We start from the raw sequence: 24,004 nt of genomic DNA, 5'->3' as shown, positions 1-24,004 counted from the left end.
GAGCACGACCGTGATGGACTTGTGCTCGACGGGGCGGCAGGAGGCGACATGACGCGCAGATCACACGCGAAGTCGGCACACGCGACGGCACCGCACGGGGCCGTCGAGACCGAGGCGAACCCGACCGGGACCCCGGCGTGGACCCGTCGCCGGGTGCTGCTGCTCAATGCCACCTATGAACCACTGACGGCCGTGACGGTCCGGCGGGCGATCGTCCTCGTCTTACGTGGTCGCGCGGACATGGTGCACGCCGACGAACGGGGTGATGCGGTCCACTCGGTGGGAACCGCGGTTCCGGTGCCGACCGTGATCCGGCTCCGTACCTACGTCCACGTGCCCTACCGGGCGACCGTCCCGATGACCCGGGCCGCGCTGATGCGCCGTGACCGGATGCGGTGCGGCTACTGCGGTGCGCGGGCGACGACGATCGACCACGTGATCCCACGAAGCCGGGGCGGGGCGCACACGTGGGAGAACTGCGTCGCCTGCTGCGCGTCGTGCAATCACCGCAAGGCGGACCGCCTGACCGGGGAACTCGGGTGGACCCTGCGGACGGTTCCGGCGGCACCGAAGGGCAGACATTGGCGCCTGCTCGCGACGATCAAGGACATCGATCCGGCCTGGCTCCGGTACATCGACGCGGGCGCCGCGTGAGCTGTGTTCCGGCCACGCGAGGTCACCTCGCGCGTCTACGACGCGCTGTAGGCCCCGGTGCGCCCGGTGGTGTCCGGTGGGCTAGATTGATAAACGATGACCTGCGCCGACAACCGGGCGGGTCCGGCGCGACCATCGAAAGGGTGACATGGACGTCGACAGCCTGATCGTCCCCATCGGAGTGCCAGTCACGATCGTGACGGTTCTCTTCGTGCTGCTCTGTGTTGTCGCGATGGTGTTCTCCTCGGGGGTCAAGTACCCGAAGGTCAAGGAGTACACCCTCGACCAGCAGTGGGAGCATGCACCGCTTCTCTTCAGTGCCACCGACATCGAACCGATGGCACTTCCGCGGCACGCGGAGCCCAGCGACGTTGACGGGAGTTCGGCCAGTGGCAAGTGGTGAGGTTACGCACGCGAATGTGAGCGCCGAGGTCGCAGCCCGCTCGGCTGCCGAACTGCCCGTGGGAGCGGTGTTCACCAACAGCGGCCGCATCTCGGCGGCGCGCTACCCCGGTGACTCGCCCACGACGCCGCCCTTCAGCAAGCGTGACCTGATCGCGCTCGACGACACGTTGAAGGCCGCGAGCGAGAAGGCCCTCGTCCGTTTCTCGGTGTACATCGGTGATCTGGACGGCGACGTGGAGGCCAGTGCGCGCGAGCTCCTCGCGAAGTCGCCCGAGCCCGCATACGGCACCCTGATAGCCGTCTCGCCGAACTCGCGCGACGTGGTCATCGTCTCCGGCAGTCTGGTGTCGAGCCGCGTGAACGATCGTGTGGCAGCCCTCGGCGTCACCGCCGCGGTCACCGGTTTCCGTCAGGGCAACCTCATCGACGGGCTGATCGCGTCGCTGCGCGTGATGGCCACCGCGGCCGCCGCCGGCTGATCGCCTGCACCTGCACAGACCACGAGGCCGCCCCACCTTCCGGTGGGGCGGCCTCGTCGTTGTCGTGGCGTCTCGCCCTGGTGGGTGAGAACTAGTGGGCGAGGACCTTCTCGTGCGCCCCACGTGCAATGGTGGCGTCCGATTCGAGTTCGTCGTCGACCATGTTGGACTCGTCGAACGGGTCCCGACCCGACAGCACATCGTCGACGCGCTGCTTGTCGACGGTGCTGGTCCATGAGCCGACGAGCAGGGTGGCGACCGCATTGCCGGAGAAATTCGTGACCGCACGTGCCTCGGACATGAACCGGTCGATACCGACGATGAGGCCGACGCCGTCGAGCATCTCCGGCCGGTGGGCCTGCAGTCCGCCGGCGAGTGTGGCCAGTCCCGCTCCGCTGACGCCGGCGGCGCCCTTGGAGGCGATGATCATGAAGGCGAGCAGGCCGATCTGCTCGCCGACCGACAACGGGTCGCCCATCGCATCGGCGATGAAGATCGACGCCATCGTGAGGTAGATCGCGGTGCCGTCGAGGTTGAACGAGTAACCGGTCGGCACCACGACGCCGACGGTCGTCTTCTCGACGCCGAGATGCTCCATCTTGGCGATGAGGCGGGGGAGCGCCGACTCCGACGACGAGGTGGCGAAGATCAGCAGGTACTCGCGGGCGAGGTAGCGCACCAGGCGGAAGATCGAGACCCCGGAGACCGTGCGCAGCAGCACGCCGAGCACGCCGAAGACGAAGACCAGGCAGGTGAGGTAGAACGCGAGCATCAGGGTCAGCAATTGCTGGACCGCGGCCCAACCGGTCTGTCCGACCACGTTGGCGATGGCGCCGAACGCGCCGATCGGTGCGACCCAGAGCACCATCGTCAACACTTTGAAGACGAGCTTCTGGAAGTACGAGACAGCGGTGAGGATCGGTTCCCCGGTGCGGCCCATGGCCTGGATCGCGAAGCCCACGAGCAGGGCGACGAACAACGCCTGCAGGACACTTCCCTCGGTCAGCGCGGACAACATGGACTCGGGGATGATGCCCTGGATGAAGTCGAGGGTTCCGCCCGATTCGTGTGCGTCCTCGGCCAGCTCGGCTCCCTTGCCCGACATCGCGTCGATGTTGAGGCCGTCGCCGGGCTGGATGATGTTGCCGACGACCAGGCCGATCGCCAGTGCGACCGTCGACATCGCCAGGAAGTAGACGAACGCGAGGCCGCCGACCTTGCCGACCGTCGCGGCCTTGCGAACCGAGCCGATGCCCAGCACGATCGTGCAGAAGATGACCGGCGCGATCATCATCTTGATCAGGCTGACGAACATGGTGCCGAGCACGCCGAGGTCCTTGCCGACGCCGGGCGCGACGAGCCCGACCACGACACCCGCGACCACCGCGATGATGACGGCGATGTAGAGCCAATGGGTGCGGTCCCGCTTCTTCGCGGGCGCGCCGGACGTATCGTCGGGCGTGGTCGCGATCGGGTCGGAATCTTCTCCGGCCGGTGAGCCACCGGACCTGCCTCGAATGTTCATCGGTGATTCTCTCCTCATCCACCTCGGACAACTGTGATTAGGATTGTGGCCCGGTGGGGTGACGCGGGTCACGATTGTGTTCATTACGTTCAGAGTGGGAACGAGGTCGGCTGGGATGCGGTGGTACCCGCGAACGCTCGCCGGGCAGGTGGCGGCCCTCGCGCTGTCGGTCTTCGCGGTGGTCGTCGTCGCCGAGAGCGTCCTCGCGGCCGTGGACGCCCGGATCGACGGAAATCGCGCGGCGCGCGCGGAGGTCACCGCGGTGGCGGTCAGCCTCGCGGAGTCGCCGTCGACCGTTGCCGCGCTGACGTCCCCGGATCCGAGCGCGATTCTCCAGCCGGTGACCGAACGCGTGCGCGCTGCGACCGGGATCGCCTTCATCACCATCCTGGCGCCGGACCGGACCCGCTACACCCATACCGACCCCACCCGGATCGGGGAGCCATATCTGGGGAGCATCGATGCGGCCCTTCGCGGGCAGACCGTGACCGAGAACTACACGGGCACCCTCGGGCCCTCCATCCGCACGATCGCACCCGTTCGCACCACGGACGGGCGGGTGGTGGGGATGGTCGCCGCCGGCATCACACAGAGCACCCTGACATCGGCGTGGCGTGGCCAGTTGCCGCTGATCGCCCTCGCCGCCTTCGCGGCCCTTGCCACCGCTGTCGGCGGTGTGTGGTGGATACGGCGACGCCTGCTGCGGCAGACCGGCGGTCTGGCGCCCGCGGAACTGCGGTTGATGTACGACCATCACGACGCCGTGCTCCGGTCGGTGCGGGAGGGATTGGTGGTCGTGGAGGACGGACGACCCGCCCTCGTCAACTCCGAAGCGCGACGGCTTCTCGGCATCGAGGCCGACACGTCTCCCGACGAACTGCCCGCGTTCCTCACCGACGGCGACGAGGAGACGGACGTGACCTACGCCGAGCGGGGCCGGGTGCTGCTCGTGAGTCGGTCCCCGGTGTCCGGCCGCCGGCGATCGTCGGTCGTGACCATCCGTGACCGCACCGAACTCGAGGACGCGATGGGTGAGCTCGACTCGATGACGCGGTTCGCCGAGGCACTCCGGTCCCAGGCACACGAGGCCGCCAACCGGTTGCACACGATCGTCGCGCTCGTCGAGATGGGCCGGCCCGACGAGGCGGTCCGACTCGCGACCACCGAGTTCGAGCTGTCCCAGCAGCTCATCGACCGGATGACCCAGGCGGTGGCCGAACCCGCACTGGTCGCCCTGCTGCTGGGCAAGACCGCGCAGGCCGCCGAGCGCGGCATCCCGCTGTCGCTGACCGAGGAGTCGCAGGTGAGCGACGCCGCCACCCGGGTGCTCACACCCGGCGAGATGATCACGGTCGTGGGCAACCTCATCGACAACGCACTGGACGCCTGCGACCCGGCCGATCCATGGGTCGAGGTGACCGTCGTCGGCGACGACCGCATGCTCGACATCGTGGTCGCCGACAGCGGAGCCGGCATGAACGCCGAACTGTTCGAGCGCGCGACCACCCGGGGCTATTCGACCAAGGCGGGTGGTGACGCCGCCGGCCGCGGCCTCGGCCTCGCGCTGGTCTCGCAGGTCGTCGCACGTCGGCACGGGACGATCAGCGCCGAGAACACCTACGGTTCGGTCATCTCGGTACACATGCGCGTCGACGAGCAGGCGGGCACACCGTGATCCGCGTCCTGATCGTCGAAGACGAACCGGTCATCGCCGAGGCGCACCGGGACTATCTCGTCCGGTTGGGCGGCTTCGAGGTCGTGGGTGCCGTGTCCACGGCGCAGGAGGCGCTGCGGATGGCCGCCGCCGGTTCGGTGGACCTGGTTCTGCTCGACCTGGGTCTGCCCGACGCCCGCGGGGTCGACCTCGCATCCGCGCTGTCGGGTGTACGCCCCGCACCCGACGTCATCGCGATCACCGCCCAACGCGACCTCGCGACCGTCCGAAGCGCCATGTCCCGCGGAGTGTTGCTCTACCTGCTCAAACCCTTCACCTTCGCCGCGTTCCGAGAGAAGATCGAGCAGTATCTGCGCTATCGCGAGGCCCTGACCGGCGAGGCCGACGCGGTGAGCCAGCGCGACGTCGACCGTGCGCTGGCGGAATTGCGCACGAGCGACATCCGCCGGTCGGCGAAAAAGGGCGCCGCACCGCAGACCGAGGACGCGGTGAGCCGGGCGGTCCGCGACAGCCCCGACGGACTCACCGCCTCCGAGGTCGCCCGCGCACTCGGGTCGTCACGGGTCACCGCATGGCGCTACCTCGAGCGGCTCGCCGACGACCACGTCCTCGAACGCGATACCGAATACGGCTCGGCGGGCCGCCCGCAGGTGCGCTACCGCTGGCGGCGGCGCTGACCCGGCGCCGGCTCAGCTCTCCTGGGCGTCGAAGGCGCGTGCCCGCAGCGAGCGCGCCACGCCGTCGCGACCCTCGGAGATCAACCGCTTCAGAGCGGACGGATGGTCTCCGGACAAGAACCTCTCCGCCAGGTCGAGGGCGTGCTGCGACATGGCCCAGCTCGGGTACAGGCCGATGACGACCGTCTGTGCGACCTCGCTGGACCGCCGCGCCCACACCTGGGGAACGGCGTCGAAGTACTTCTCGACGTAGGGCTCGAGGAGTTCGCCCTGTCCGGGGCGGGCGAACCCGCCGATCATGGTGCGGGTGTAGACGTTCGAGAGGGTGTCGTCCTCCACGGCGCGAGTCCACGTGTCCGCCTTCGCTTCCGCCAGCGGCCGCGCTGCGCGGGCCAGGGCCGCCGACCGCGTACCGGTCGCGGTGTTGTCACGTTCGGCCTCGGCATCGATGACCGGGGTCGACGCCGGATCGGTGTCGATGGCCCCGGCCGTGGCGAGCGCGGTCACCAGTTTCCACCGCAGGTCGGTGTCCACGGCGAGACCGTCGAGTCCGTGCTCGGCCGGGTCCGCGCCGTCGAGGAGCGCGCGGGCGACGTCGGTCTGGTCGTCGTTGATCCGGCCGGCGAGCCAGGTGTTGACGAACGCGAGCTGATGGTCGGAGCCGGCATCGGCGGCGCGGGCGAGTTCGAGCATGCGCGAACTGAACCCGGGACGGCCTGTCGTCGCCGCCCACTCGGGATCGGCGTAGGACTCGATGGCCGTCGTCGCCTGCAACAGGACTCGCTGCACCACACCGATTTCCGACTCGCCGGCGATGCCCCGGCGTACCAGCTCGACGAAGTCGCGGGCCCGCATCTCGGCCTGGCGGGTCATCTCCCACGCCGCCGACCACACCAGGGTGCGCGGCATCGGATCGCTGATGTCGCCGATCCGGGCGGTCGCGGTGGCCAGCGACTCCGGGTCGAGGCGGACCGAGGCATAGGTCAGGTCGCCGTCGTTGAGCAGCACCAGATCTCCGCGGTGCACACCGACGAGATCGGCGACATCGGTGCGTTCGCCCTCGATGTCGAGCTCGACGCTGTGCGTCTGTTCGATGGCGCCCGATCCGTTGTCGGCGTAGACGCCCACACGCAGGCGGTGGACCCTGGTCTCGCCGGCGCCCGGAGCGGCGCCGTCCTGGACGATGGTGAACCGGGTGAACGCGCCGGAGTCGTCGAGCTCGAAGTCGGGCCGGATGACGTTGATGCCCGTGGTGCGCAGCCATTGGGCGCCCCAGTCCGACAGGTCGCGTCCCGACGACTTCTCCAGCGCGCCCAGCAGATCGGCGAACGTCGCGTTGCCGAACTCGTGCGCGGCGAAGTAGCTGCGCAGCCCGGCGAGGAAGTCGTCGAGACCCACGTAGGCGACGAGTTGCTTCAGCACCGACGCGCCCTTGGCGTAGGTGATGCCGTCGAAGTTGACCTCGACCGCGGCGATGTCGGGGATGTCGGCGGCCACCGGGTGGGTCGAGGGCAGCTGGTCCTGGCGGTAGGCCCAGGACTTCTCGACGTTGGCGAAGGTCGTCCAGGCGCTGGTGTACTCGGTCGCCTCGGACTGGCACAGCACCGAGGCGAACGTGGCGAAGGACTCGTTGAGCCACAGGTCATCCCACCACTGCATGGTGACGAGGTCGCCGAACCACATGTGCGCCATCTCGTGCAGGACGGTCTCGGCGCGACGCTCGTAGAGGTATTTGGTCACGCGGGACCGGAAGACGTAGTCCTCGAGGAAGGTGACGGCGCCGGCGTTCTCCATCGCACCGGCGTTGAACTCGGGGACGAACAGCTGGTCGTACTTGCCGAAGGCGTAGGGGATGCCGAAGTTCTCGTGGTAGAACCCGAATCCCTGCTTGGTCTCGGTGAACAGTCGCTCGGCGTCCATGAACTCGGCCAGTGATGCGCGGCAGTAGATGCCCAGGGGGATGTCACCGTGCTCGTCGGAGTAGACGTCGGTCCACTCCGCGTAGGGCCCTGCGATGAGGGCGACGAGATAGGTGCTCATCGGGACGGTCTCCCGGAAGCGATGCACCACGGCGGAAGTGGCGCCGTCCGGGTCGGCCGGGGCCTCCGCGTGCGCCGCGTTGGAGATGACCTTCCAGTCCGCGGGCGCGGTGACCGTCACGGTGTAGGTCGCCTTGAGGTCGGGCTGGTCGAAGCACGCGAACATCCGCTTGGCGTCGGCGGTCTCGAACTGCGAGTAGAGGTAGACCGAGTCGTCGGACTGGTCGACGAACCGGTGGAGACCCTCCCCGGTGTTGGAGTAGGCGCAGTCGGCGACCACCGTCAGCGTGTTGTCGGCGGCGAGGCCGGTCAACGGGATGCCGACCGACTCGTCGAAGCCGGACACGTCGAGGTCGGTGCCGTTCAGGGTCGCCGAGATCAGGGCGGGAGCGACGAGGTCGACGAACGTCTCACTGCCCTCCGTCGCCGTGAACCGCACCGTCGTCGTGGATCTGAACGTCTCGGACCCGGGCGCCCCGGAACCGTCGGTGAGGTCGAGCTCGATCTGATAGTTCGACACGTCGAGGATTGCTGCGCGGTCGCGGGCCTGGTCTCTGGTGAGGTTCGGAGCAGTCACGCAGGCCAGCTTATCCAGCTCAGGACGTGGGTGGTGTCCTCCGCAACCCGACGGGTCCGGGATGGCTCGGCCGGTTGCCGTGGGTCCGCCCGCGATCTCGGGAACAGTCCGGTGCGTCGCGATGTTGAGGCGTCCGACGGCGCCGCCGGGCCGGACGCCCGGCACCAGCTGAACAGCAGACCCTCGAGAGGACGTTTCATGTCAGTGCAGGCACAGACCACCGACCGCGTCGATTTCTGGTTCGACCCGCTCTGCCCGTGGTGCTGGATCACCTCGCGCTGGATCCTGGAGGCCGAGCAGGTCCGGCCGATCGACGTCAACTTCCACATCATGAGTCTCGCCGTCCTCAACGAGGGCAAGGACATTCCCGAGGAGTACCGCGAGGGACTCAAGCACGCGTGGCGCCCCGTCCGCGTCATCGCCGCTGCAGCCGCCCAGAAGGGCGACGAGATACTCGCGCCGCTGTACACCGCGATGGGTACCCGCATCCACAACCAGGGCATCAAGGATCTCGACGAGGTCATCGCCGGAGCGCTCGACGAACTCGGCCTCGACGCCTCGCTCGCGGAGGCGGCCGACGGCACCGACTTCGACGAGACGATTCGCACGAGTCATCACGCCGGGATGGACAAGGTCGGCGACGACGTCGGAACGCCCACCATTCACGTCAACGACGTGGCCTTCTTCGGCCCCGTGCTGTCGCGTATCCCGCGCGGTGAGGACGCCGGAACGGTGTGGGACGGTGCGCGCGCCCTGGCGTCCTACCCCCACTTCTTCGAACTCAAGCGGACGCGCGACGAAGACCCGCAGTTCGACTGACCGGGTCCGGTTGCGCGACAACGGCTCCGCACGTTTCAGAAACGCGGCGGGGGCTCGATGCCGTTGGGTAGTGCGTCCGGTGCGAGTGTCGCGGGATGCGGCGGCGGCGCCACCGCCACCACGTTGCCGCTGCCGACGCCTCGGACGATCTGGCGCGGGCGCAGCAGCATCGCCCCCGGCCGGGTCCGGTCGCGGAGAGCGGCGGCACGCCAGGTCAGCACCGGATGTGACGACATCGCGTTGGTCAGGAAGGTGAAGAAGCCGCGCTCGTGGGTCGCCCGGTCGGCGAACTGGTCGAAGTCCACCGCCGAGAGCATGTACTTGCCCGCGGCCAGGACCCCCATCGCCCCGGGCGCCCCGCCGGGTCTGGCGTAGTACCCGTAGTTGTCGGCGCTGTACTCCTGCGCGCGCGACAACGCGGCGCCGAGGACCGGGATGTTCATCCCGACGATCGTCGAGAGCTGTCGCCAGTACGAGGTGTGCCCGGCCGCGATGTGGCCGACCTCGTGCCCGATGATGAACTCGAGCGCCTGTGGGTCCCGGGCGGCGCCGCCCACCTCGAACAGGTCGGAGTAGACGACGACGAAACGCCGGAACCCATGCCCGGACGCGAACGCGTTGATCGCACCGTTGCCGAGGACGACGTAGGCGTCGGGCACGTACTCGAGTCCGAAGCGTGCGGCGGCCTCGACGACCATCCGGTGCCCGTCCGGGAACTGGGTCGGCGTCATCTGCACCCCGTTCACCCGCGGCGATGCATAGGTCAGACCGCGGATCACGAAGAGAAGGAGCGGGAACAGCAACGCGCCCAACAACAGCTGGTCGAGCGTGCCCAGCGCGACGAGCAGGATGATCGCCCCGTATCCCACCACCGTCGTGACGATCACCACGACGAGCGCCGGGATCTCCCAGGGGTGGAGACGGGGTCGCGCCGCGTAGTGGGCCGGCCGCAGCCACCGACGGCCCGGGTCGGCCGGAGCGGGTGGCGGCGGGTCGGCGACACCGGGCACGTTCGGGATCGGCGCCCCGGCGGTGGGTGCGCCGCCGTTCGGCTGGTGGGGGATGGGCAGGGGCGTGTCCACGCCCTCAATCTATAGTGGCGCCATGCGTGTCTATCTCGGTGCCGACCATGCCGGATTCGAACTCAAGAACCAGATCGCCGACCATCTCGCGACGGCCGGTCACGAGGTCGTGGACTGTGGAGCCCATGTGATGGATCCCGCCGACGACTATCCGGCGTTCTGCATCGCCGCCGCGGCCCGGACCGTCGCCGACCCCGGCAGCCTGGGAATCGTGCTGGGCGGCAGCGGAAACGGTGAGCAGATCGCCGCCAACAAGGTCCCCGGCGCGCGCTGCGCCCTCGCCTGGAGCGTCGAGACCGCACAGCTCGCCCGGCAGCACAACAACGCGCAGCTGATCGGGATCGGCGGCCGGATGCACAGCACCGAGGAGGCGCTCGCCATCGTCGACGCCTTCCTCGCCACCCCGTGGTCGGAGGAGGCGCGGCACCAGCGCCGCATCGACATCCTCGCCGAGTACGAGCGCACCGGTGAGGCTCCCGAGGTGCCGGGGGCCCCGGCCGAGTAGTCGCGGGCCGAGCCCGTGCCCGAGGGCCACACGCTCCATCGACTCGCGCGCCGGCAGCAACGTCTCTTCGGCGGGCAGCAAGTTCGTGTCAGCAGCCCGCAGGGACGGTTCGCCGACGGAGCGGCAGAGGTCGACGGATTGACTTTTCACGCCGCCGAGGCGTGGGGCAAGCATCTCGTCCATCGTTATCGAGACGGCCGTGTCGAGCGCCTCGTGCACATCCATCTCGGGCTCTACGGTGCCTTCACCGAACTCACCGTGCCCCTGCCCGAACCCGTGGGTCAGGTTCGACTCCGCATCGAGGGTGAGACGGCCGGCACGGACCTTCGCGGTCCGACCGCCTGTGAGATCTACCACCCCGCCGACCTCGAGACGTTGCTCGCCCGACTCGGGCCGGATCCCCTTCGGCGCGATGCCGACCCCGAGCGGGCGTGGACCGCGATCTCGCGGTCCGCGCGACCCGTCGGCGCCCTTCTGATGGACCAGAAGGTCATCGCCGGAATCGGCAACGTGTATCGGGCCGAAATCCTGTTCCGGGCGGGCATCGACCCGATGCGTCCCGGAAAGCGTGTTCTCCGTGGCGAATTCGATGCACTCTGGGCCGACCTCGTGGCCCTCATGAAGATCGGGGTGCGGCGTGGGCGCATCCACGTGATACGTCCGGAGGACGACTCCGGGGCGCCGGCGTACGCGCCGAATCGTCCGCGGACATACGTGTACCGGCGGGCCGGCGAGCCGTGCCGGATCTGTGGGACAACTGTCCTGATCGCCGAACTCGAGGGCCGCAAGCTCTATTGGTGCCCGGTCTGCCAGACCTGACAAGTTACTCCCCGGTCGGTGTGGATAGCCGAACCTTAGTAGCATCGTGCGGGACCGTGAGGTCGTTGCTCATGCGAAGGGTCGGGGATGACAAGAGGGGGCAGTGTGACAGTCAGCGAAAGCATCCGGTCTCATGCCGGACTGATCTCGCGGGGTGAGGTGTCTCCACTGAAGGACGTTCCTTTCCACGGCGCCGCCGACGCGCCGATCACCCGACGCGTGCTGGCCGGCGGGGACCTGTTCCCGGAAGCCGAGAAGCGGGTCGTGGCGCACGAGATGCGGGCCGTCTCGGCCGCTTCCCGTGACTACTGCGAACCGCACGTGCACGACTGCCCGGAGATCAACATCCTGCTGTCGCTCGACCGTCTCGTCTACGAGATCACACTCGGGGACGAGGTCTATGAGGTCGAGGCGCCGGCGAGCATCTACATCCCCGCCGGGCTGGTGCACAGTGCCAACGTGATCGAGGGCAGCGGATTCTTCGTGGCGATCATCGAGACCGCCGACTACGTCGCCAAGCCGCCGCCCGCCCAAGCATCCTGACCCGTTCGGCCGGCAGCGGAGGACTCTCAGCGAGCACTCAGCGCTCCTGCGGTCGGTTCACACCTGCCGTCGCCACCATGGGGGAGGTGCAGCAGAGTGTGGGGGTCCGCGCCGGACAGCCGGGCGGCGCGTCGTCGACGATCACCGTCTTCGTGGTGGGCGGGACAGGGGAGTCCTTCGAGGACGACGCCCGGACCGACGTGTCCGGTCTGCTGGCGGGCGTGGCGGACGAGCTCGACGACCGCTTTGTCTGCCGGTGGGTCGGGTACCCGGCGAGTTACGGGCCCGCGCCGGCTCCGGGCGGCATGAGTTTCGTCGACAGCGTGGCCATCGGAGCGCGCCGACTGCGCGCGGCCATCCACACCTCGACAGGTTCGATCGCACTGGTGGGTTACTCACAGGGTGCCGTGGTCATCCGGACTGCCCTCGCCGACCTGGACGTCGACGGCGCGCCCGACTCGGACCGGATCCTCGGTGTGGGCCTGGTCGCCGATCCGCACCAGCCGCCCGGTGCGGTTCCCGGTTGTCGCGGATGGGGCGTGGCCGGACCGGGAGTCGATCTACCCGCGGGACTTCCGGTGTGCTGGGTGGGCGCAGCCGAGGACATGATCTGCAACGCGGCTGCCGACTCACTGGTCCGCGACATCGCCGATCTCACCGGGTCGATGACCTTCGCCGGGGTCGGCAGGTGGGGTCGAAGTGCGTGGAAGGTCCTGCGCACCAACGACTTGCAGAATGCACGCCGTACTTCTGTCCGGCCGGCACAGTGGCGACGCGACCTCGCGCGTCTCACGGCTGCCTGGCGCGAGATCCGGTGGTACCTCCCGCCACGGATACGCATCAGCGGCCTGTGGGTCAGCAATGCCGCCGGCGGACGGCACACGTCCTACCGCAGCGAACCCTACCGGCGCACGTCGGTGACGGATCCCGCGTCGACCGGGTGTCAGGTGATCGCCCGGTGGCTCCAGGTGCAGGCGACCTTCGCGGCCGGGTAGCGACATGACGAGGGGCCGGTCACCTCTGGTGACCGGCCCCTCGCTACGTCTGTTCCGGACTCAGGTGTTCTGGTACTTCGGTCCGATGGTGTTACGCACCACGATCGGGGTGTTGCGGGGCACGTTGTCGTACACCCACTTGCCGTACTCGGTGGTCACGTTGATGCAGCCGTGGCTGACGTTGCTGCGGCCCTGCTGATTGACCGACCAGGGTGCGGCGTGGATGAAGATCCCGTCCCACGACATGCGGGTCGCGTACTCGACGTAGGTGCGGTAGCCCTCTGCGGAGTCCACCGGGACGCCGTACGTGGACGAATCCATGTACATGTCGCGGTACTTCTCCTTGGTGTAGTACACGCCGTGGGGGGTCGGGTTCTTGTCGGACCCCATCGAGATCGGCATCTTCTTGACGACCTCGCCGTTGTGCCACCAGGTGATGGTGTGGGTGTTGTCGTCGGCCAGCGCGATGTAGCCGGTCTCGGTCTTCACGTTCGGGATGGCCGGATCGGCCGGCTTCTCCTCGGTCGTCGTGCTCGACGACGGCGGCTGCGGGGCCTCGGGGGTGCTCGGCGCCGGCGGTGTCGGCAGGCCGGGAATCGCCGGGATCTCGACCGGCGGCAAGCCGGGGATCACGGTGACCGGTACGGCGTTCGCCACGCCGGGAAGGGCGAGGGCCATCGCCAGGACGCCGAAGACGACAGCCGTGAGGCGTCGAGCCGAGCGGCGACGCGAGGCGCGCGGGGTCGGCACAGGGGAGTTCAACACAGGTCGTACCTTCGGTTCGATGGGTCTTTCCGCGCATCGGCCTGAGCGCTGCACCATCGTTACACAACCGTTGTCATGGGTCCAAGGAGTCGGGCACCCTGAATGACCCCGCGATCGCGAACGGGCGATACGACGTGGCAAAACCCGAGGTGAGCGTGGCTACGCACCTCTTGTGTGACGGTTGTCACATTCGCGAGTCATGATGGTCTGTCGGCGGCTGGTGCGACTCATCTTCGTCGACGTACCGACGATGTCAACAGGATCGTTTGTCCCAGTGTTACTTGGGCTTTGGGGGCCGTTGGGTTTTGGGGTCAGACGGGCTGTGGGTGTTCGGTCCGAAGGTGTCGCGCGGGCTGCGAACACGCTTCGTCCCGGCAGACGAGCATCACATCGACGCGGCCGACGCCCGCCTCGGACTCGGTGACGTCGCGACGGAGGTACAGGGGCGCGCCGCAGGAGCCGCAGCGACGCTGGGTTTTCGTGTGGCTGGAGGACATGGATCAACGGTACGCCAGGTGTGGCGTGGATCACAGTCCGGTCTGCCGGCGGTGGCCGTCCGCAGGAGTGTGGTCCGGTCGGGTGACTCTGGCTGGGATTTGAGACATCCCGCGCGAAACCGCAGGTGGCCGAAGGCGAGCGGAGGAACGTCGACCGTGGGGGCGGTGAGCGGTGCCCTCGGAAAGGAGCGCGTTCGCATCCTCGAAACCTCTCCGGCATGAGAGGTGATTCACCGTTAAGGAACCTCGATGACCAGACTCATAGCAACACTAACATTCGCCGCGGCGGCATTCGCCGGAAGCGCTGGACTCGTGGCGGGCGCGGGGCTCGCGGACGCCGAGCCGTGCAAGATGGCGGTCGGCAACGGTCAGTTCGCACCCTGTCCGCCGCCGATCATCTCGACCGGGCCCGGCGATCCATCGGCGCCCGGACATCCCGCCGAGGAGCCGGCCCCGGAGATCGAGTACGAATACGTCCCGCTGCCGTTGCCGTGGGACGCGCCCCCGGAGCCCTGACACGTCGAAGGCCCGGAGGCGTTGCGCCTCCGGGCCCGGTGGAGCGGGTGACGGGAATCGAACCCGCGTAGCTAGTTTGGAAGACTAGGGCTCTACCATTGAGCTACACCCGCGTTGCCCGCGTTGCCGTCGAATTCCGGCGTCGCGTGCGATGAGTGACTGTACCGGCAGGGTGGCCGGAACCCGAAATCGGGGTGGGTCCGAGGGTCGGCGACTGTCGGGCCCCGGGGCATTCGTCGCCGCTGTGCGGTACCCGTCGGCGGGCTCGGCCGTGGGGGCACGTACTATCTCTTGTTGGCCCTGATGCGCGGTCGCCCTCCGGGGTCCTCTCGCGTGTTCGGACCCCGGGATGTGGCGCAGCTTGGTAGCGCATCCGCTTTGGGAGCGGAGGGTCGCAGGTTCAAATCCTGTCATCCCGACTTGATCGACGTGGCCAACCGGTCACCCGGTGCACGGCCCGCGAACGACCGAACTTCCACCACCGTAGATATAAGGAGTATTCAGGCGTGAAGAGCACTGTCGAGCAACTCACCCCGACCCGGGTCAAGCTCAACGTCGAGGTCCCGTTCGAGGAGCTGTCGGCAGACTTCGACCGGGCCTACCAGTCGTTGGCCCAGCAGATCCGGTTTCCCGGCTTCCGTCCGGGCAAGGCGCCCGCGAAGCTGATCGAGGCCCGCGTCGGGCGCGACTCGATCCTCGCGCAGGTCGTCAACGACGCGATTCCGGTCAAGTACTCCGAGGCCGTCGCCGAGACCGAGACCAAGGCCATCGGCCAGCCCGAGATCGACCTCTCGGAGCTGAAGTACGGCGAGTCGGTGACCTTCACCGCCGAGGTCGACGTCCGCCCGGAGATCACCCTGCCCGACTACTCGACCCTGTCGGTCGAGGTCGACGCGATCGAGGTCGACGAGGCAGCCGTGGACGAGCAGCTCGAAGGACTGCGCGCCCGCTTCGGCACCCTCAAGGGCGTCGAACGCGGCGTGGAGAACGGCGACTTCGTCTCCATCGACCTGGCTGCGACCGTCGACGGCGAGACCGTCGAGGAGGCCACCACCGAGGGCCTGTCCCACGAGGTCGGTTCCGGCCAGCTGATCGACGGGCTCGACGAGGCACTCATCGGCTTGACGGCGGGCGAGGACAAGGAGTTCACGACCAAGCTCGTCGCCGGCGATCATGCCGGTGAGGAGGCGCTGGTGAAGGTGACCGTTCAGTCGGTCAAGGAGCGCGAGCTGCCCGAGGTCGACGACGAGTTCGCCCAGATGGCCAGCGAGTTCGACACCGTCGACGAGCTGCGTGCCAGCCTGGCCGAGCGCGTCGAGCAGTCGGCGAAACTGGAGCAGGCCAACAAGATCCGCGACGCGGTCCTCGAGAAGCTGCTCGAGACCGTCGAGATCCCCGTGCCGGAGAAGGTCGTCGACGAAGAGGTCGAGGGTCAGCAGCACCAGGTCATCCACGCCCTGGGGCACGATGACGAGCAGGTCGCCAAGTTCCTCGAGGCGCAGGGCAAGACCCGCGAGGAGTGGGACGCGGAGTCCCGCGACGAGGCCGAGAAGTCGGTCAAGCAGCAGCTGCTGCTCGACGCCATCGCCGACCAGCAGGACACCGAGGTCAGCCAGGACGAGCTGACCCAGCAGATCATCTTCACCGCCCAGCGCTACGGCATGCAGCCGCAGGAGTTCATCCAGCAGCTGACACAGGCCAACCAGGTCGGCGCCGTCTATGCCGACGTCCGTCGCGGCAAGTCGCTGGCCGCCATCGTCGGCGACGTGACCGTCACCGACACCAATGGCGCGACCGTCGACACCGCCGAGTTCTTCGGCGGCAAGGACGACGCCGAGGAGTCCGACGCGGAGACGTCCGACACCGACAACTGATCGACTCCGGCCGCGGCGCCGAGTGCCGCACCTGATCCGCGCCATCGCCGGTCCTCGTCCACGAGGACCGGCGATTGCCGTCGGTCCACCATGGCGCACAGATCGTTCACGGTGCCGAAGGTGGTTCTGCTCTCAGCGAAGTGGCGTGTCCTCGGGAGTGCCCGCGGGTCTCGATTGGTTAGTGTCGGTGAGGACGTCATCAGAGAAGTATTCGATGAGCGTGTGCGTCGCCCGCGGGTGACGCACAGGTCATGACAACAAGGCAAAGGTAGGAACCCGTGAGTGAGCCGACCATCCACACACCCACGATGAGTTCGGGTGTGGCTGGGTTGAACCTGACCGATTCGGTGTTCGAGCGTCTGCTGCGCGAGCGCATCATCTTCCTGGGCACCCAGGTCGACGACGACATCGCGAACCGTCTGTGCGCGCAGATCCTGCTGCTCGCGGCCGAGGACCCGCAGAAGGACATCCACCTCTACATCAACTCGCCCGGTGGATCGGTGACCGCCGGCATGGCGATCTTCGACACCATGCAGCTCGCCGAATGCGACGTCGCGACCTACGCGATGGGCATGGCGGCGTCGATGGGGCAGTTCCTCCTCGCCTCCGGCACCAAGGGCAAGCGGCACGCACTGCCGCACGCGCGCATCATGATGCACCAGCCGTCCGCGGGTATCGGTGGTACCGCCGCCGACATCGCGATCCAGGCCGAGCAGTTCGCGCTCACCAAGAAGGAGATGAACCGGCTCAACGCCGAGTTCAGCGGTCAGCCGCTCGAGAAGATCGAGGCCGACGCGGACCGTGACAAGTGGTTCACCGCGGAAGAGGCCAAGGAATACGGCTTCGTCGACAAGGTGATCTCGCGTCCGGGTCAGTGAGACCCGGGGTCGATGACCGCGCCTGACAGCCACCGCCGAGCCACCTCTACTCAATGGAGCAACAGATGACCAACTCCCTTTTCCACGACGGCATGCCCGCCGAGGTCGCCGCCGGGATTCCCGCGTCGGCCTTGGCGCTGAAGAACATCGAGGCGCGGTACATCCTGCCGCAGTTCATCGAGCACACGCCGAACGGTCAGCGTCAGTACGACCCGTACGCCAAGCTCTTCGAAGAGCGGATCGTGTTCGTCGGCACCCCGATCGACCAGGTCGTGTCCAACGACGTCATGGCGCAGCTGCTGGTCCTGGAGTCGCAGGATCCCGACCGCGACATCACCATGTACATCAACTCGCCGGGTGGCAGCGTGCCGGACATGCTCGCCATCTACGACACCATGCAGTACGTGCACTGCGACATCGTCACCGTCTGCCTCGGCGAGGCGGCCTCGGCCGCGGCGATCCTCCTCGCCGGCGGAACGCCCGGCAAGCGCGCGGCACTGCCGAACGCCACGGTCCTGATCCACCAGCCGCGTACCGGCGGTGCGTACCAGGGTCAGGTGTCCGACCTCGAGATCCAGGCCGCCGAGATCGAGCGCATCCGCGACCGGCTCGACGAGATCCTGGCCGGCCACACGGGCCAGGACAAGGAGAAGATCCGTAAGGACACCGACCGCGACAACATCCTGACCGCAGCGGCGGCCAAGGAGTACGGGATCATCGACGAGGTCTTCGAGTACCGCAAGAAGTCGATGAAGAAGTAGTCGTCGCAAAAGAAGTAGTTGTGGCAGTACAGAAGTCCCGGTGATTTTCTGCCGCGACATTTGGCCTTATCGGTCGAAGTTCGGGCGGCACGCGGGTACCGTCGGGTTACTGGGCATTCGAGTGTCGATCAAATGACCCATGCCCGGCTGCGTGCGACGCGACGGACAAGACACGACAGTCCGGCAACGAGGAAGTAGGTACAGCGCGAGATGGCACGAATCGGAGACGGCGGCGACCTGCTCAAGTGCTCTTTTTGCGGCAAGAGCCAGAAGCAGGTGAAGAAGCTCATCGCCGGCCCCGGCGTGTACATCTGCGATGAGTGCATCGATCTGTGCAACGAGATCATCGAAGAGGAACTGGCCGAGAACGGCGACGTCAAGCTCGACGAGCTGCCCAAGCCGACGGAAATCCGTGACTTCCTCGAGAAGTACGTCATCGGTCAGGACACGGCCAAGCGGACACTCGCGGTGGCGGTGTACAACCACTACAAGCGGATCCAGGCGGGAGAGAAGAAGGACTCCCGAACGGGCGAGACCGTCGAGCTGATGAAGTCGAACATCCTCATGCTCGGCCCGACCGGGTGCGGCAAGACATACCTGGCGCAGACTCTGGCGAAGATGCTCAACGTGCCGTTCGCGATCGCCGACGCGACCGCCCTCACCGAGGCCGGTTACGTGGGCGAGGATGTGGAGAACATCCTGCTGAAGCTGATCCAGGCCGCCGACTACGACGTCAAGCGGGCCGAGACCGGCATCATCTACATCGACGAGGTCGACAAGATCGCGCGCAAGAGCGAGAACCCGTCGATCACCCGCGATGTGTCGGGTGAAGGTGTGCAGCAGGCACTCCTGAAGATCCTCGAGGGTACGCAGGCGTCGGTGCCGCCGCAGGGCGGGCGCAAGCACCCGCATCAGGAGTTCATCCAGATCGACACGACGAACGTGCTCTTCATCGTCGCCGGCGCATTCGCGGGCCTCGAGAAGATCGTGTCCGAGCGGATCGGCAAGCGCGGCCTCGGCTTCGGCAACGAGGTGGCGAGCAAGGACGAGGTCGACACATCGGATCAGTTCGCCGATGTGATGCCGGAAGACCTGATCAAGTTCGGTCTGATCCCCGAGTTCATCGGACGCCTGCCGGTCGTGGCCTCGGTGACCAACTTGGACAAGGATTCGCTGGTCAGCATCCTCTCCGAGCCGAAGAACGCGCTGGTGAAGCAGTACACCCGGCTGTTCGACATGGACAACGTGGAGCTGGAGTTCACCAAGGATGCACTCGAGGCGGTCGCCGACCAGGCGATCCACCGCGGGACCGGTGCCCGTGGCCTGCGCGCCATCATGGAAGAGGTCCTGCTGCCGGTGATGTACGACATCCCGAGCCGGGACGACGTCGAGAAGGTCGTCGTCACCGGTGAGACCGTCCGGGACAACGTGCTTCCGACGATCGTGCCGCGAAAGGCCTCCAGCGACGAACGTCGCGACAAGAGCGCCTGACCCGCAGCTCACCACTCACCGACGACAAGCGAGCCCCGCCCGGTCCTCCGGGCGGGGCTCGCTGCTGTCGTCTCCGGCTAGGCGGATTCGACCGGTTCGATGCGGATGACCACCGCCTTGGAGACCGGTGTGTTCGACTCCTTGGCCACCGATCCGAGCGGGACCAGCGGGTTGGTCTCGGGGTAGTACGCGGCCGCGTTGCCGCGCGGTGTGTCATACGGGACGACCTCGAAGCCGCGGACCCGTCGTTCCTCGACTCCGGCCTCGCCGTCGAACTCCGAGACGATGTCGACGAGTTGCCCGGCGCGCAGGCCGAGGGACGCGATGTCGTCGGGATTGACCATCACGATGTGGCGATTGCCGGAGATGCCCCGGTAACGGTCGTCGTGGCCGTAGACGGTGGTGTTGTACTGGTCATGGCTGCGGAGTGTCTGCAGGACGAGGCGGTCGGCCGGGACGTCCACCCATTCGAGGGGATGGACTGCGAAGTTGGCCTTGCCGTTCGGGGTGTCGAACGACCGGGTGTCGCGGGGCGGGTGTGGCAGCACGAAGCCGTCACTCCGGCGGACGCGGATGTTGAAGTCATCGAAGCCGGGTACAACCCGCTCGATCCGGTCGCGGATGCGGTCGTAGTCGCGCTTGAGTTCCTGCCACGGAACCGGGTGATCGGCACCGAGAACGCGGGTCGCCAGGTCGCAGATGATCGCGACCTCACTGCGCAGGTGCGCCGACACCGGCGGCAGCGACCCACGGGACAGGTGCACTGCCGACATCGAGTCCTCGACCGAGACACGTTGTGCCACACCGTCGATGATGTCCCGGTCGGTGCGCCCGAGGGTGGGCAGGATGAGTGCGCGACGACCGGTGACGAGGTGGGATTCGTTGAGTTTGGTGGATACGTGCACGGTGAGTGCGCAGCGCCGCAGGGCGTCGGCGGTGACGTCGGTGTCGGGTGAGGCGGACACGAAATTGCCGCCCATCCCGACGAAGACGCGGACCTTCCCGGCGGCCATCGCGGTGATGGCGGCGACGGTGTCGTACCCGTGCTCGCGTGGGGACGTGATGCCGAACTCGGCGTCCTGAGCAGCGAGGAAGGACTCCGGCATCTTCTCGAAGATCCCCATGGTGCGATCGCCCTGCACATTCGAATGGCCGCGAACGGGGCAGAGGCCGGCGCCGACGCGGCCGATCATGCCGCGCAGGAGCAGCACGTTCGTGCCCTCGGCGATCGTCGCGACGCCGTGGCGGTGCTGGGTCAAACCCATCGCCCAGCACAGCACGATGCGGCGCGAAGTGGCGACCGTCCGTGCGAGCTCGTCGATCTGGGTGCGGGTCACGCCGGTGACCTCGACGACCCGGTCGAGGTCGACGTCGTCGAGCAGGTCGAGGTACTCCTCGACCCCGGCGCACGACTCGTCGAGGAACTGGTGATCGAAAACCGTTCCGGGGGCGGCTCGTTCGGCGTCACGGAGCAGCCGTGCGACGCCGCGGAACAGAGCCATGTCGGACCCGAGCCGGACCTGGAGGAAGTCGTCGGCCAGCTTGGTACCCGCGCCGACGACCCCGCCGACCTTCTGCGGATCCTTGAAACGCATCAGGCCTGCCTCGGGCAGCGGGTTGATCGCCACGATCCGGGCCCCGTTGTGCTTCGCCTTCTCCAGGGTGGCGAGCATTCTCGGGTGATTGGTGCCGGGATTCTGGCCGGCGATGAGGATGAGGTCGGCCGCCTCGAGATCGGGGACGGTGACCGAACCCTTGCCGATGCCGATCGACGCGCCGAGAGCGGCACCGGAGGACTCGTGGCACATGTTCGAGCAGTCGGGGAGGTTGTTCGTACCCAGGCTCCGGGCGAAGAGCTGATACAGGAAAGCGGCTTCGTTGCTGGTGCGACCCGACGTATAGAACACGGCCTCGTCCGGCGAGTCCATCGCGGCGAACTCGTCGGCGATGACCGCGTTGGCCTCGTCCCAGCTCAGCGGGCGGTAGTGGGTGTCGCCCGGACCGAGGTACATCGGGTGCGCCAGGCGTCCCTGCTGTGAGAGCCAGTAGCCGCTGCGCGTCCGGAGGTCGTCGACGCTGTGGGCGGCGAAGAACTCGGGGGTGACGGCTCGACGCGTGGCCTCCTCGGCGACCGCCTTGGCGCCGTTCTCGCAGAACTCGGCATGCTTGCGGTGGCCCGGCGTCTCCGGCCAGGCGCAGCCGGGACAATCGAACCCATCACGCTGATTGAGCTTGATCAAGGTCTGTGCCGTCCGGAGCGCGCCCATCTGCTCGACTCCGCGCTTGAGGGCGACCGCGACCGCCGGGACTCCGGCGGCGTAGGACTTCCGGTGCGTGCGCCGGACCTCGTGCGGCTCGTCGACGGGGTGCGTCGCCATCGATTCGGTGTCGTGAGTCTTGCTCATGATGTCCATCTTGCCCCGCCCGTGCGCCAGATCGCGCACACTGGACACTGTGACTCAACACACGGAATCGGACACATCGGTGATCGCCGCCCTGGTGCTCGCGGGCGGACGCTCGCGGCGTATGGGCAGTGACAAGGCCGCACTGGACTGGGACGGCGAACCGATGCTCGCCCGGGTGGTGCGCGTGGTGTCGCAACGGTGCGATCCGGTGCTGGTCGTCGCGGGTGAGACATCCGCCGCATTCCGCGGCGTCGACGACATCCGGGATCGCGCGGCGCCGGGTATCGATGCGTCGAAGGTGCGCTGGGTGACCGACGAGCAGGAGGGGACGGGCCCGCTCGGGGGTCTCGTCGCGGGTCTGTCCGCCGCTGCCGCCGCGGGCGCCGAGTATGCGTTCGTGTGTGCCACGGACATGCCGCTCATCGCCCCGGAGCTCATCGACGAGTTGCGGCTGGGCGTGACCGGGTCGACTCAGGCGGTCATTGCGCACGACGCGCAGCGGGATCATCCGATGGCGGGCATCTACCGCACGGACGCGGCCGGACTGATCGCCGACATCGTCGCCGGGGGTGAACGTCGAATGCTGGGGGCGATCGAGGCACTCACCACCCACCGTGTCGGGATCTCCGATCCGGACTGGCTCGTCAACGTCAACGCACCCGAGGACCTGCACAGGTTGCGCGTGTCGGCGGGCTAGCGGCGGGCGATGCCGAGTTCCGCGGCTGCCGTCATCCAGTCGGCGAACTCGCCGAGCACATCGGCGTAGAGCTGGTCGTCGGAGCGCTCGTCGATGTCGTCGATCTGGATGAACCCGGCATTGTCGACAACCCGGCCGGTCATTGTGTTTAGTGACGTGAGCGTCCCGAAGTTGTTGTCGCCCAAGCCGACGAATTGCCAGAAGACGGGCCGCGCCGCCGCTGCGGCGATCAGTGACCGGATGGCGGGCACTTTGGAATGGAATCCGCCGTCGGTGAAGAACAGCACCAGCACCGGCTGATCGTCGACAAGATCGTCGAGGACGGCCTGCATGATCGGCAGTTCCTCGTTGGCGCCGCCGATCTGCTTGTCGTAGTCGATGTCGGGACACATCGGTGGTCCGTGACGTCCCCGCAAATGGACGAAGGTTTCGATCCACAGTTCGGCGTTCGCCACATTCACATCGGGGAGTTTCGCGAAACTGCGTGCGTACAGATAGGTTTCGAGATCGCCGTCGCTGTCCAGCTGAGTCGCGACCGGAATCATGCGCTCGATGACCCGATGGACGGTGCGGCGGCGGTACAGGGCGCTCATCGACAACGTCTTGTCGATCACGACGATCACCCGGGCATCTCGCCCGGCGACGCCTTTGGTCAGCAGGACCCGGTGCACGGCTTTCTTGCGCAGGTCGAGGGTCTGTCGTTTCTCCAGCGAGAGCTTGTTCTCACCGGCCACGGTTCGCATCGCCGGGATCTGGTCCGGTTCGAAGGCCGGCTCCTCGGTCGACCGGGACTCGGGCTCGTCGTCCACGGTGACCCCGAGGGAGCGGACGAGGGCCGGAAACCCGGCGTCCCACCCGGCCGATTCGCTGCGCGCCTTCCACGAACCGTTCCGTCGGTAGATCTCGACCAGGATCGCGGCGTGCTCGGTCTCGAGGCCCTCGGCGGGCGCGTCGATGACGACATCGCCCGCCCGGATTCTCGCGGCGAGCGGTACCGACCCGAGCGGATTCTCGGAGGCGACCGCAACGGAGATGCGCTCGATGTCGGCGGGCACGGAGCCCAGGGCGATCTCGAGCTCGGCGTCGCCGCTGAGTGTCACCGCGCGTTCGGGCGACGAGGGCTGGTTGTAGAACACGAAGTCGTGGTCGTCGCGGACCCGATTCGCACTCGTGAGCTGGAACGCGAGCAGGTCGACGCCACGGCCGGAGACCGAGACCGTGACGTTCTCTGCCGTCGGTAGGGCGGTGTTCTGGCCGCGCGCCAGGGTGAGGGTTGCCACAGGGTCTTTCGATGCCGTCGAGGAGGGAGGACCGCCGGCGAGGTCC

The 24,004-nt window shown here is 67.6% G+C and carries 23 protein-coding genes and 2 tRNA genes; 17 read left to right on the top strand and 8 right to left on the bottom strand.

Features of this window, described 5'->3' with window-relative positions; all coding sequences use genetic code 11:
- The first annotated feature begins 48 nt into the window (after window positions 1–48).
- The 3 genes from ABIC25_RS02475 (at window position 49) to ABIC25_RS02465 (ending at window position 1,538) form a co-directional block, all read left to right on the top strand.
- Window positions 49–654 (top strand): HNH endonuclease, encoded by a 606-nt coding sequence (locus tag ABIC25_RS02475; protein ID WP_101818641.1) that lies wholly within the window; start codon window positions 49–51, stop codon window positions 652–654.
- A gap of 148 nt (window positions 655–802) precedes the next feature.
- Complete coding sequence (ctaJ, locus tag ABIC25_RS02470; RefSeq protein ID WP_004019594.1) at window positions 803–1,057, top strand: aa3-type cytochrome oxidase subunit CtaJ; 255 nt, start codon at window positions 803–805, stop codon at window positions 1,055–1,057.
- Window positions 1,044–1,538: a DUF5130 family protein gene (locus tag ABIC25_RS02465; protein WP_167550897.1), complete on the top strand. Its 495-nt coding sequence runs from the start codon at window positions 1,044–1,046 to the stop codon at window positions 1,536–1,538. The genes ctaJ and ABIC25_RS02465 overlap by 14 nt, the downstream gene beginning before the upstream one ends.
- Window positions 1,539–1,629: 91 nt before the next feature.
- Here ABIC25_RS02465 and ABIC25_RS02460 read toward each other — a convergent pair whose 3' ends face one another.
- Complete coding sequence (locus ABIC25_RS02460; protein ID WP_354559761.1) at window positions 1,630–3,063, bottom strand: cation:dicarboxylate symporter family transporter; 1,434 nt, start codon at window positions 3,061–3,063, stop codon at window positions 1,630–1,632.
- Window positions 3,064–3,178: 115 nt separating this feature from the next.
- Here ABIC25_RS02460 and ABIC25_RS02455 point away from each other — a divergent pair, with 115 nt between their 5' ends.
- Window positions 3,179–4,738 (top strand): sensor histidine kinase, encoded by a 1,560-nt coding sequence (locus ABIC25_RS02455; protein ID WP_354559759.1) that lies wholly within the window; start codon window positions 3,179–3,181, stop codon window positions 4,736–4,738.
- Window positions 4,735–5,415, top strand: coding sequence for a response regulator (locus tag ABIC25_RS02450; RefSeq protein WP_354559757.1), 681 nt, complete (start codon window positions 4,735–4,737; stop codon window positions 5,413–5,415). The genes ABIC25_RS02455 and ABIC25_RS02450 overlap by 4 nt, the downstream gene beginning before the upstream one ends.
- Before the next feature lie 12 nt (window positions 5,416–5,427).
- Here ABIC25_RS02450 and pepN read toward each other — a convergent pair whose 3' ends face one another.
- Window positions 5,428–8,031 carry an aminopeptidase N gene (pepN, locus tag ABIC25_RS02445; RefSeq protein WP_354559755.1) on the bottom strand — a complete coding sequence of 868 codons (2,604 nt, stop codon included), beginning with the start codon at window positions 8,029–8,031 and terminating at the stop codon, window positions 5,428–5,430.
- 198 nt (window positions 8,032–8,229) lie between these two features.
- On the opposite strand from pepN, the gene ABIC25_RS02440 reads away from it, so the two are divergent.
- Window positions 8,230–8,850, top strand: coding sequence for a mycothiol-dependent nitroreductase Rv2466c family protein (locus ABIC25_RS02440; protein WP_064571043.1), 621 nt, complete (start codon window positions 8,230–8,232; stop codon window positions 8,848–8,850).
- Between the two features lie 35 nt (window positions 8,851–8,885).
- Here the strand turns inward: ABIC25_RS02440 and ABIC25_RS02435 are convergent, their stop codons facing one another.
- Window positions 8,886–9,932 carry a M48 family metallopeptidase gene (locus ABIC25_RS02435; RefSeq protein ID WP_354559753.1) on the bottom strand — a complete coding sequence of 349 codons (1,047 nt, stop codon included), beginning with the start codon at window positions 9,930–9,932 and terminating at the stop codon, window positions 8,886–8,888.
- Window positions 9,933–9,954: 22 nt separating this feature from the next.
- Between ABIC25_RS02435 and ABIC25_RS02430 the strand changes: the two genes are divergently transcribed.
- The 4 genes from ABIC25_RS02430 to ABIC25_RS02415 all read left to right on the top strand — a co-directional run bounded on the left by ABIC25_RS02430 (window position 9,955) and on the right by ABIC25_RS02415 (window position 12,794).
- Window positions 9,955–10,437 (top strand): ribose-5-phosphate isomerase, encoded by a 483-nt coding sequence (locus tag ABIC25_RS02430; RefSeq protein WP_064571045.1) that lies wholly within the window; start codon window positions 9,955–9,957, stop codon window positions 10,435–10,437.
- 15 nt (window positions 10,438–10,452) lie between these two features.
- Window positions 10,453–11,256, top strand: coding sequence for an Fpg/Nei family DNA glycosylase (locus ABIC25_RS02425; protein WP_354559751.1), 804 nt, complete (start codon window positions 10,453–10,455; stop codon window positions 11,254–11,256).
- 87 nt (window positions 11,257–11,343) lie between these two features.
- The gene (locus ABIC25_RS02420; RefSeq protein WP_275447830.1) at window positions 11,344–11,799 is read left to right on the top strand and encodes a cupin domain-containing protein; all 456 of its coding nucleotides are present in this window, start codon (window positions 11,344–11,346) and stop codon (window positions 11,797–11,799) included.
- Window positions 11,800–11,876: 77 nt separating this feature from the next.
- A complete protein-coding gene (locus tag ABIC25_RS02415; protein ID WP_435529059.1) occupies window positions 11,877–12,794 on the top strand; it encodes a PE-PPE domain-containing protein in 918 nt (305 codons plus the stop codon).
- A gap of 60 nt (window positions 12,795–12,854) precedes the next feature.
- Here ABIC25_RS02415 and ABIC25_RS02410 read toward each other — a convergent pair whose 3' ends face one another.
- Together ABIC25_RS02410 and ABIC25_RS02405 are read right to left on the bottom strand one after the other, a co-directional pair.
- On the bottom strand, window positions 12,855–13,616 hold the full coding sequence (locus tag ABIC25_RS02410) for a L,D-transpeptidase (RefSeq protein ID WP_435529058.1): 762 nt from the start codon (window positions 13,614–13,616) through the stop codon (window positions 12,855–12,857).
- Window positions 13,617–13,870: 254 nt separating this feature from the next.
- Window positions 13,871–14,056, bottom strand: a complete 186-nt coding sequence (locus ABIC25_RS02405; RefSeq protein ID WP_039865834.1) for a hypothetical protein — start codon at window positions 14,054–14,056, stop codon at window positions 13,871–13,873.
- 249 nt (window positions 14,057–14,305) lie between these two features.
- Between ABIC25_RS02405 and ABIC25_RS02400 the strand changes: the two genes are divergently transcribed.
- Window positions 14,306–14,572 carry a hypothetical protein gene (locus ABIC25_RS02400; RefSeq protein ID WP_354559746.1) on the top strand — a complete coding sequence of 89 codons (267 nt, stop codon included), beginning with the start codon at window positions 14,306–14,308 and terminating at the stop codon, window positions 14,570–14,572.
- Between the two features lie 39 nt (window positions 14,573–14,611).
- Here ABIC25_RS02400 and ABIC25_RS02395 read toward each other — a convergent pair.
- A tRNA-Gly gene (locus tag ABIC25_RS02395) sits at window positions 14,612–14,685 on the bottom strand.
- 232 nt (window positions 14,686–14,917) lie between these two features.
- On the opposite strand from ABIC25_RS02395, the gene ABIC25_RS02390 reads away from it, so the two are divergent.
- From ABIC25_RS02390 to clpX, 5 genes are all read left to right on the top strand, one after another.
- Window positions 14,918–14,991, top strand: a tRNA-Pro gene (locus ABIC25_RS02390).
- 87 nt (window positions 14,992–15,078) lie between these two features.
- A complete protein-coding gene (tig, locus tag ABIC25_RS02385) occupies window positions 15,079–16,446 on the top strand; it encodes a trigger factor (RefSeq protein ID WP_354559744.1) in 1,368 nt (455 codons plus the stop codon).
- A gap of 278 nt (window positions 16,447–16,724) precedes the next feature.
- On the top strand, window positions 16,725–17,324 hold the full coding sequence (locus ABIC25_RS02380) for an ATP-dependent Clp protease proteolytic subunit (RefSeq protein ID WP_004019614.1): 600 nt from the start codon (window positions 16,725–16,727) through the stop codon (window positions 17,322–17,324).
- A gap of 65 nt (window positions 17,325–17,389) precedes the next feature.
- Window positions 17,390–18,085, top strand: a complete 696-nt coding sequence (locus ABIC25_RS02375) for an ATP-dependent Clp protease proteolytic subunit (RefSeq protein WP_354559742.1) — start codon at window positions 17,390–17,392, stop codon at window positions 18,083–18,085.
- Window positions 18,086–18,295: 210 nt separating this feature from the next.
- Entirely contained in the window at window positions 18,296–19,576 is a 1,281-nt protein-coding gene (gene clpX, locus ABIC25_RS02370) for an ATP-dependent Clp protease ATP-binding subunit ClpX (protein WP_004019616.1), read from the top strand.
- A gap of 77 nt (window positions 19,577–19,653) precedes the next feature.
- Here the strand turns inward: clpX and ABIC25_RS02365 are convergent, their stop codons facing one another.
- A complete protein-coding gene (locus ABIC25_RS02365; RefSeq protein ID WP_354559861.1) occupies window positions 19,654–21,954 on the bottom strand; it encodes an FdhF/YdeP family oxidoreductase in 2,301 nt (766 codons plus the stop codon).
- A 106-nt stretch (window positions 21,955–22,060) separates the two neighbouring features.
- Here ABIC25_RS02365 and mobA point away from each other — a divergent pair, with 106 nt between their 5' ends.
- Window positions 22,061–22,678, top strand: a complete 618-nt coding sequence (gene mobA / locus ABIC25_RS02360) for a molybdenum cofactor guanylyltransferase (protein ID WP_101818654.1) — start codon at window positions 22,061–22,063, stop codon at window positions 22,676–22,678.
- Here the strand turns inward: mobA and ABIC25_RS02355 are convergent.
- Window positions 22,675–23,958 carry a vWA domain-containing protein gene (locus tag ABIC25_RS02355; RefSeq protein WP_354559740.1) on the bottom strand — a complete coding sequence of 428 codons (1,284 nt, stop codon included), beginning with the start codon at window positions 23,956–23,958 and terminating at the stop codon, window positions 22,675–22,677. The genes mobA and ABIC25_RS02355 overlap by 4 nt on opposite strands.
- Between the last annotated feature and the right edge of the window lie 46 nt (window positions 23,959–24,004).

It is taken from the genome of Gordonia sp. PvP123 (genome assembly GCF_040547295.1).
In the GTDB taxonomy this organism is placed as follows: Bacteria; Actinomycetota; Actinomycetes; order Mycobacteriales; family Mycobacteriaceae; genus Gordonia; species Gordonia terrae.
Note: the sequence above shows the minus strand (reverse complement) of the source record. Positions and strands in the feature narration are given on the sequence as shown.

Excerpts from the sequence above, each read along its gene's own strand:
- ABIC25_RS02365 (WP_354559861.1), bottom strand. The coding sequence starts at position 21,954 with ATGGCGACGCACCCCGTCGACGAGCCGCACGAGGTCCGGCGCACGCAC.
- ABIC25_RS02405 (WP_039865834.1), bottom strand. The coding sequence starts at position 14,056 with ATGTCCTCCAGCCACACGAAAACCCAGCGTCGCTGCGGCTCCTGCGGC.
- ABIC25_RS02440 (WP_064571043.1), top strand. The coding sequence starts at position 8,230 with ATGTCAGTGCAGGCACAGACCACCGACCGCGTCGATTTCTGGTTCGAC.
- ABIC25_RS02415 (WP_435529059.1), top strand. The coding sequence starts at position 11,877 with ATGGGGGAGGTGCAGCAGAGTGTGGGGGTCCGCGCCGGACAGCCGGGC.
- ABIC25_RS02375 (WP_354559742.1), top strand. The coding sequence starts at position 17,390 with ATGACCAACTCCCTTTTCCACGACGGCATGCCCGCCGAGGTCGCCGCC.
- ABIC25_RS02455 (WP_354559759.1), top strand. The coding sequence starts at position 3,179 with ATGCGGTGGTACCCGCGAACGCTCGCCGGGCAGGTGGCGGCCCTCGCG.
- ABIC25_RS02420 (WP_275447830.1), top strand. The coding sequence starts at position 11,344 with ATGACAAGAGGGGGCAGTGTGACAGTCAGCGAAAGCATCCGGTCTCAT.
- ABIC25_RS02410 (WP_435529058.1), bottom strand. The coding sequence starts at position 13,616 with ATGGTGCAGCGCTCAGGCCGATGCGCGGAAAGACCCATCGAACCGAAG.
- ABIC25_RS02460 (WP_354559761.1), bottom strand. The coding sequence starts at position 3,063 with ATGAACATTCGAGGCAGGTCCGGTGGCTCACCGGCCGGAGAAGATTCC.
- ctaJ (WP_004019594.1), top strand. The coding sequence starts at position 803 with ATGGACGTCGACAGCCTGATCGTCCCCATCGGAGTGCCAGTCACGATC.
- clpX (WP_004019616.1), top strand. The coding sequence starts at position 18,296 with ATGGCACGAATCGGAGACGGCGGCGACCTGCTCAAGTGCTCTTTTTGC.
- ABIC25_RS02430 (WP_064571045.1), top strand. The coding sequence starts at position 9,955 with ATGCGTGTCTATCTCGGTGCCGACCATGCCGGATTCGAACTCAAGAAC.
- ABIC25_RS02475 (WP_101818641.1), top strand. The coding sequence starts at position 49 with ATGACGCGCAGATCACACGCGAAGTCGGCACACGCGACGGCACCGCAC.
- ABIC25_RS02400 (WP_354559746.1), top strand. The coding sequence starts at position 14,306 with ATGACCAGACTCATAGCAACACTAACATTCGCCGCGGCGGCATTCGCC.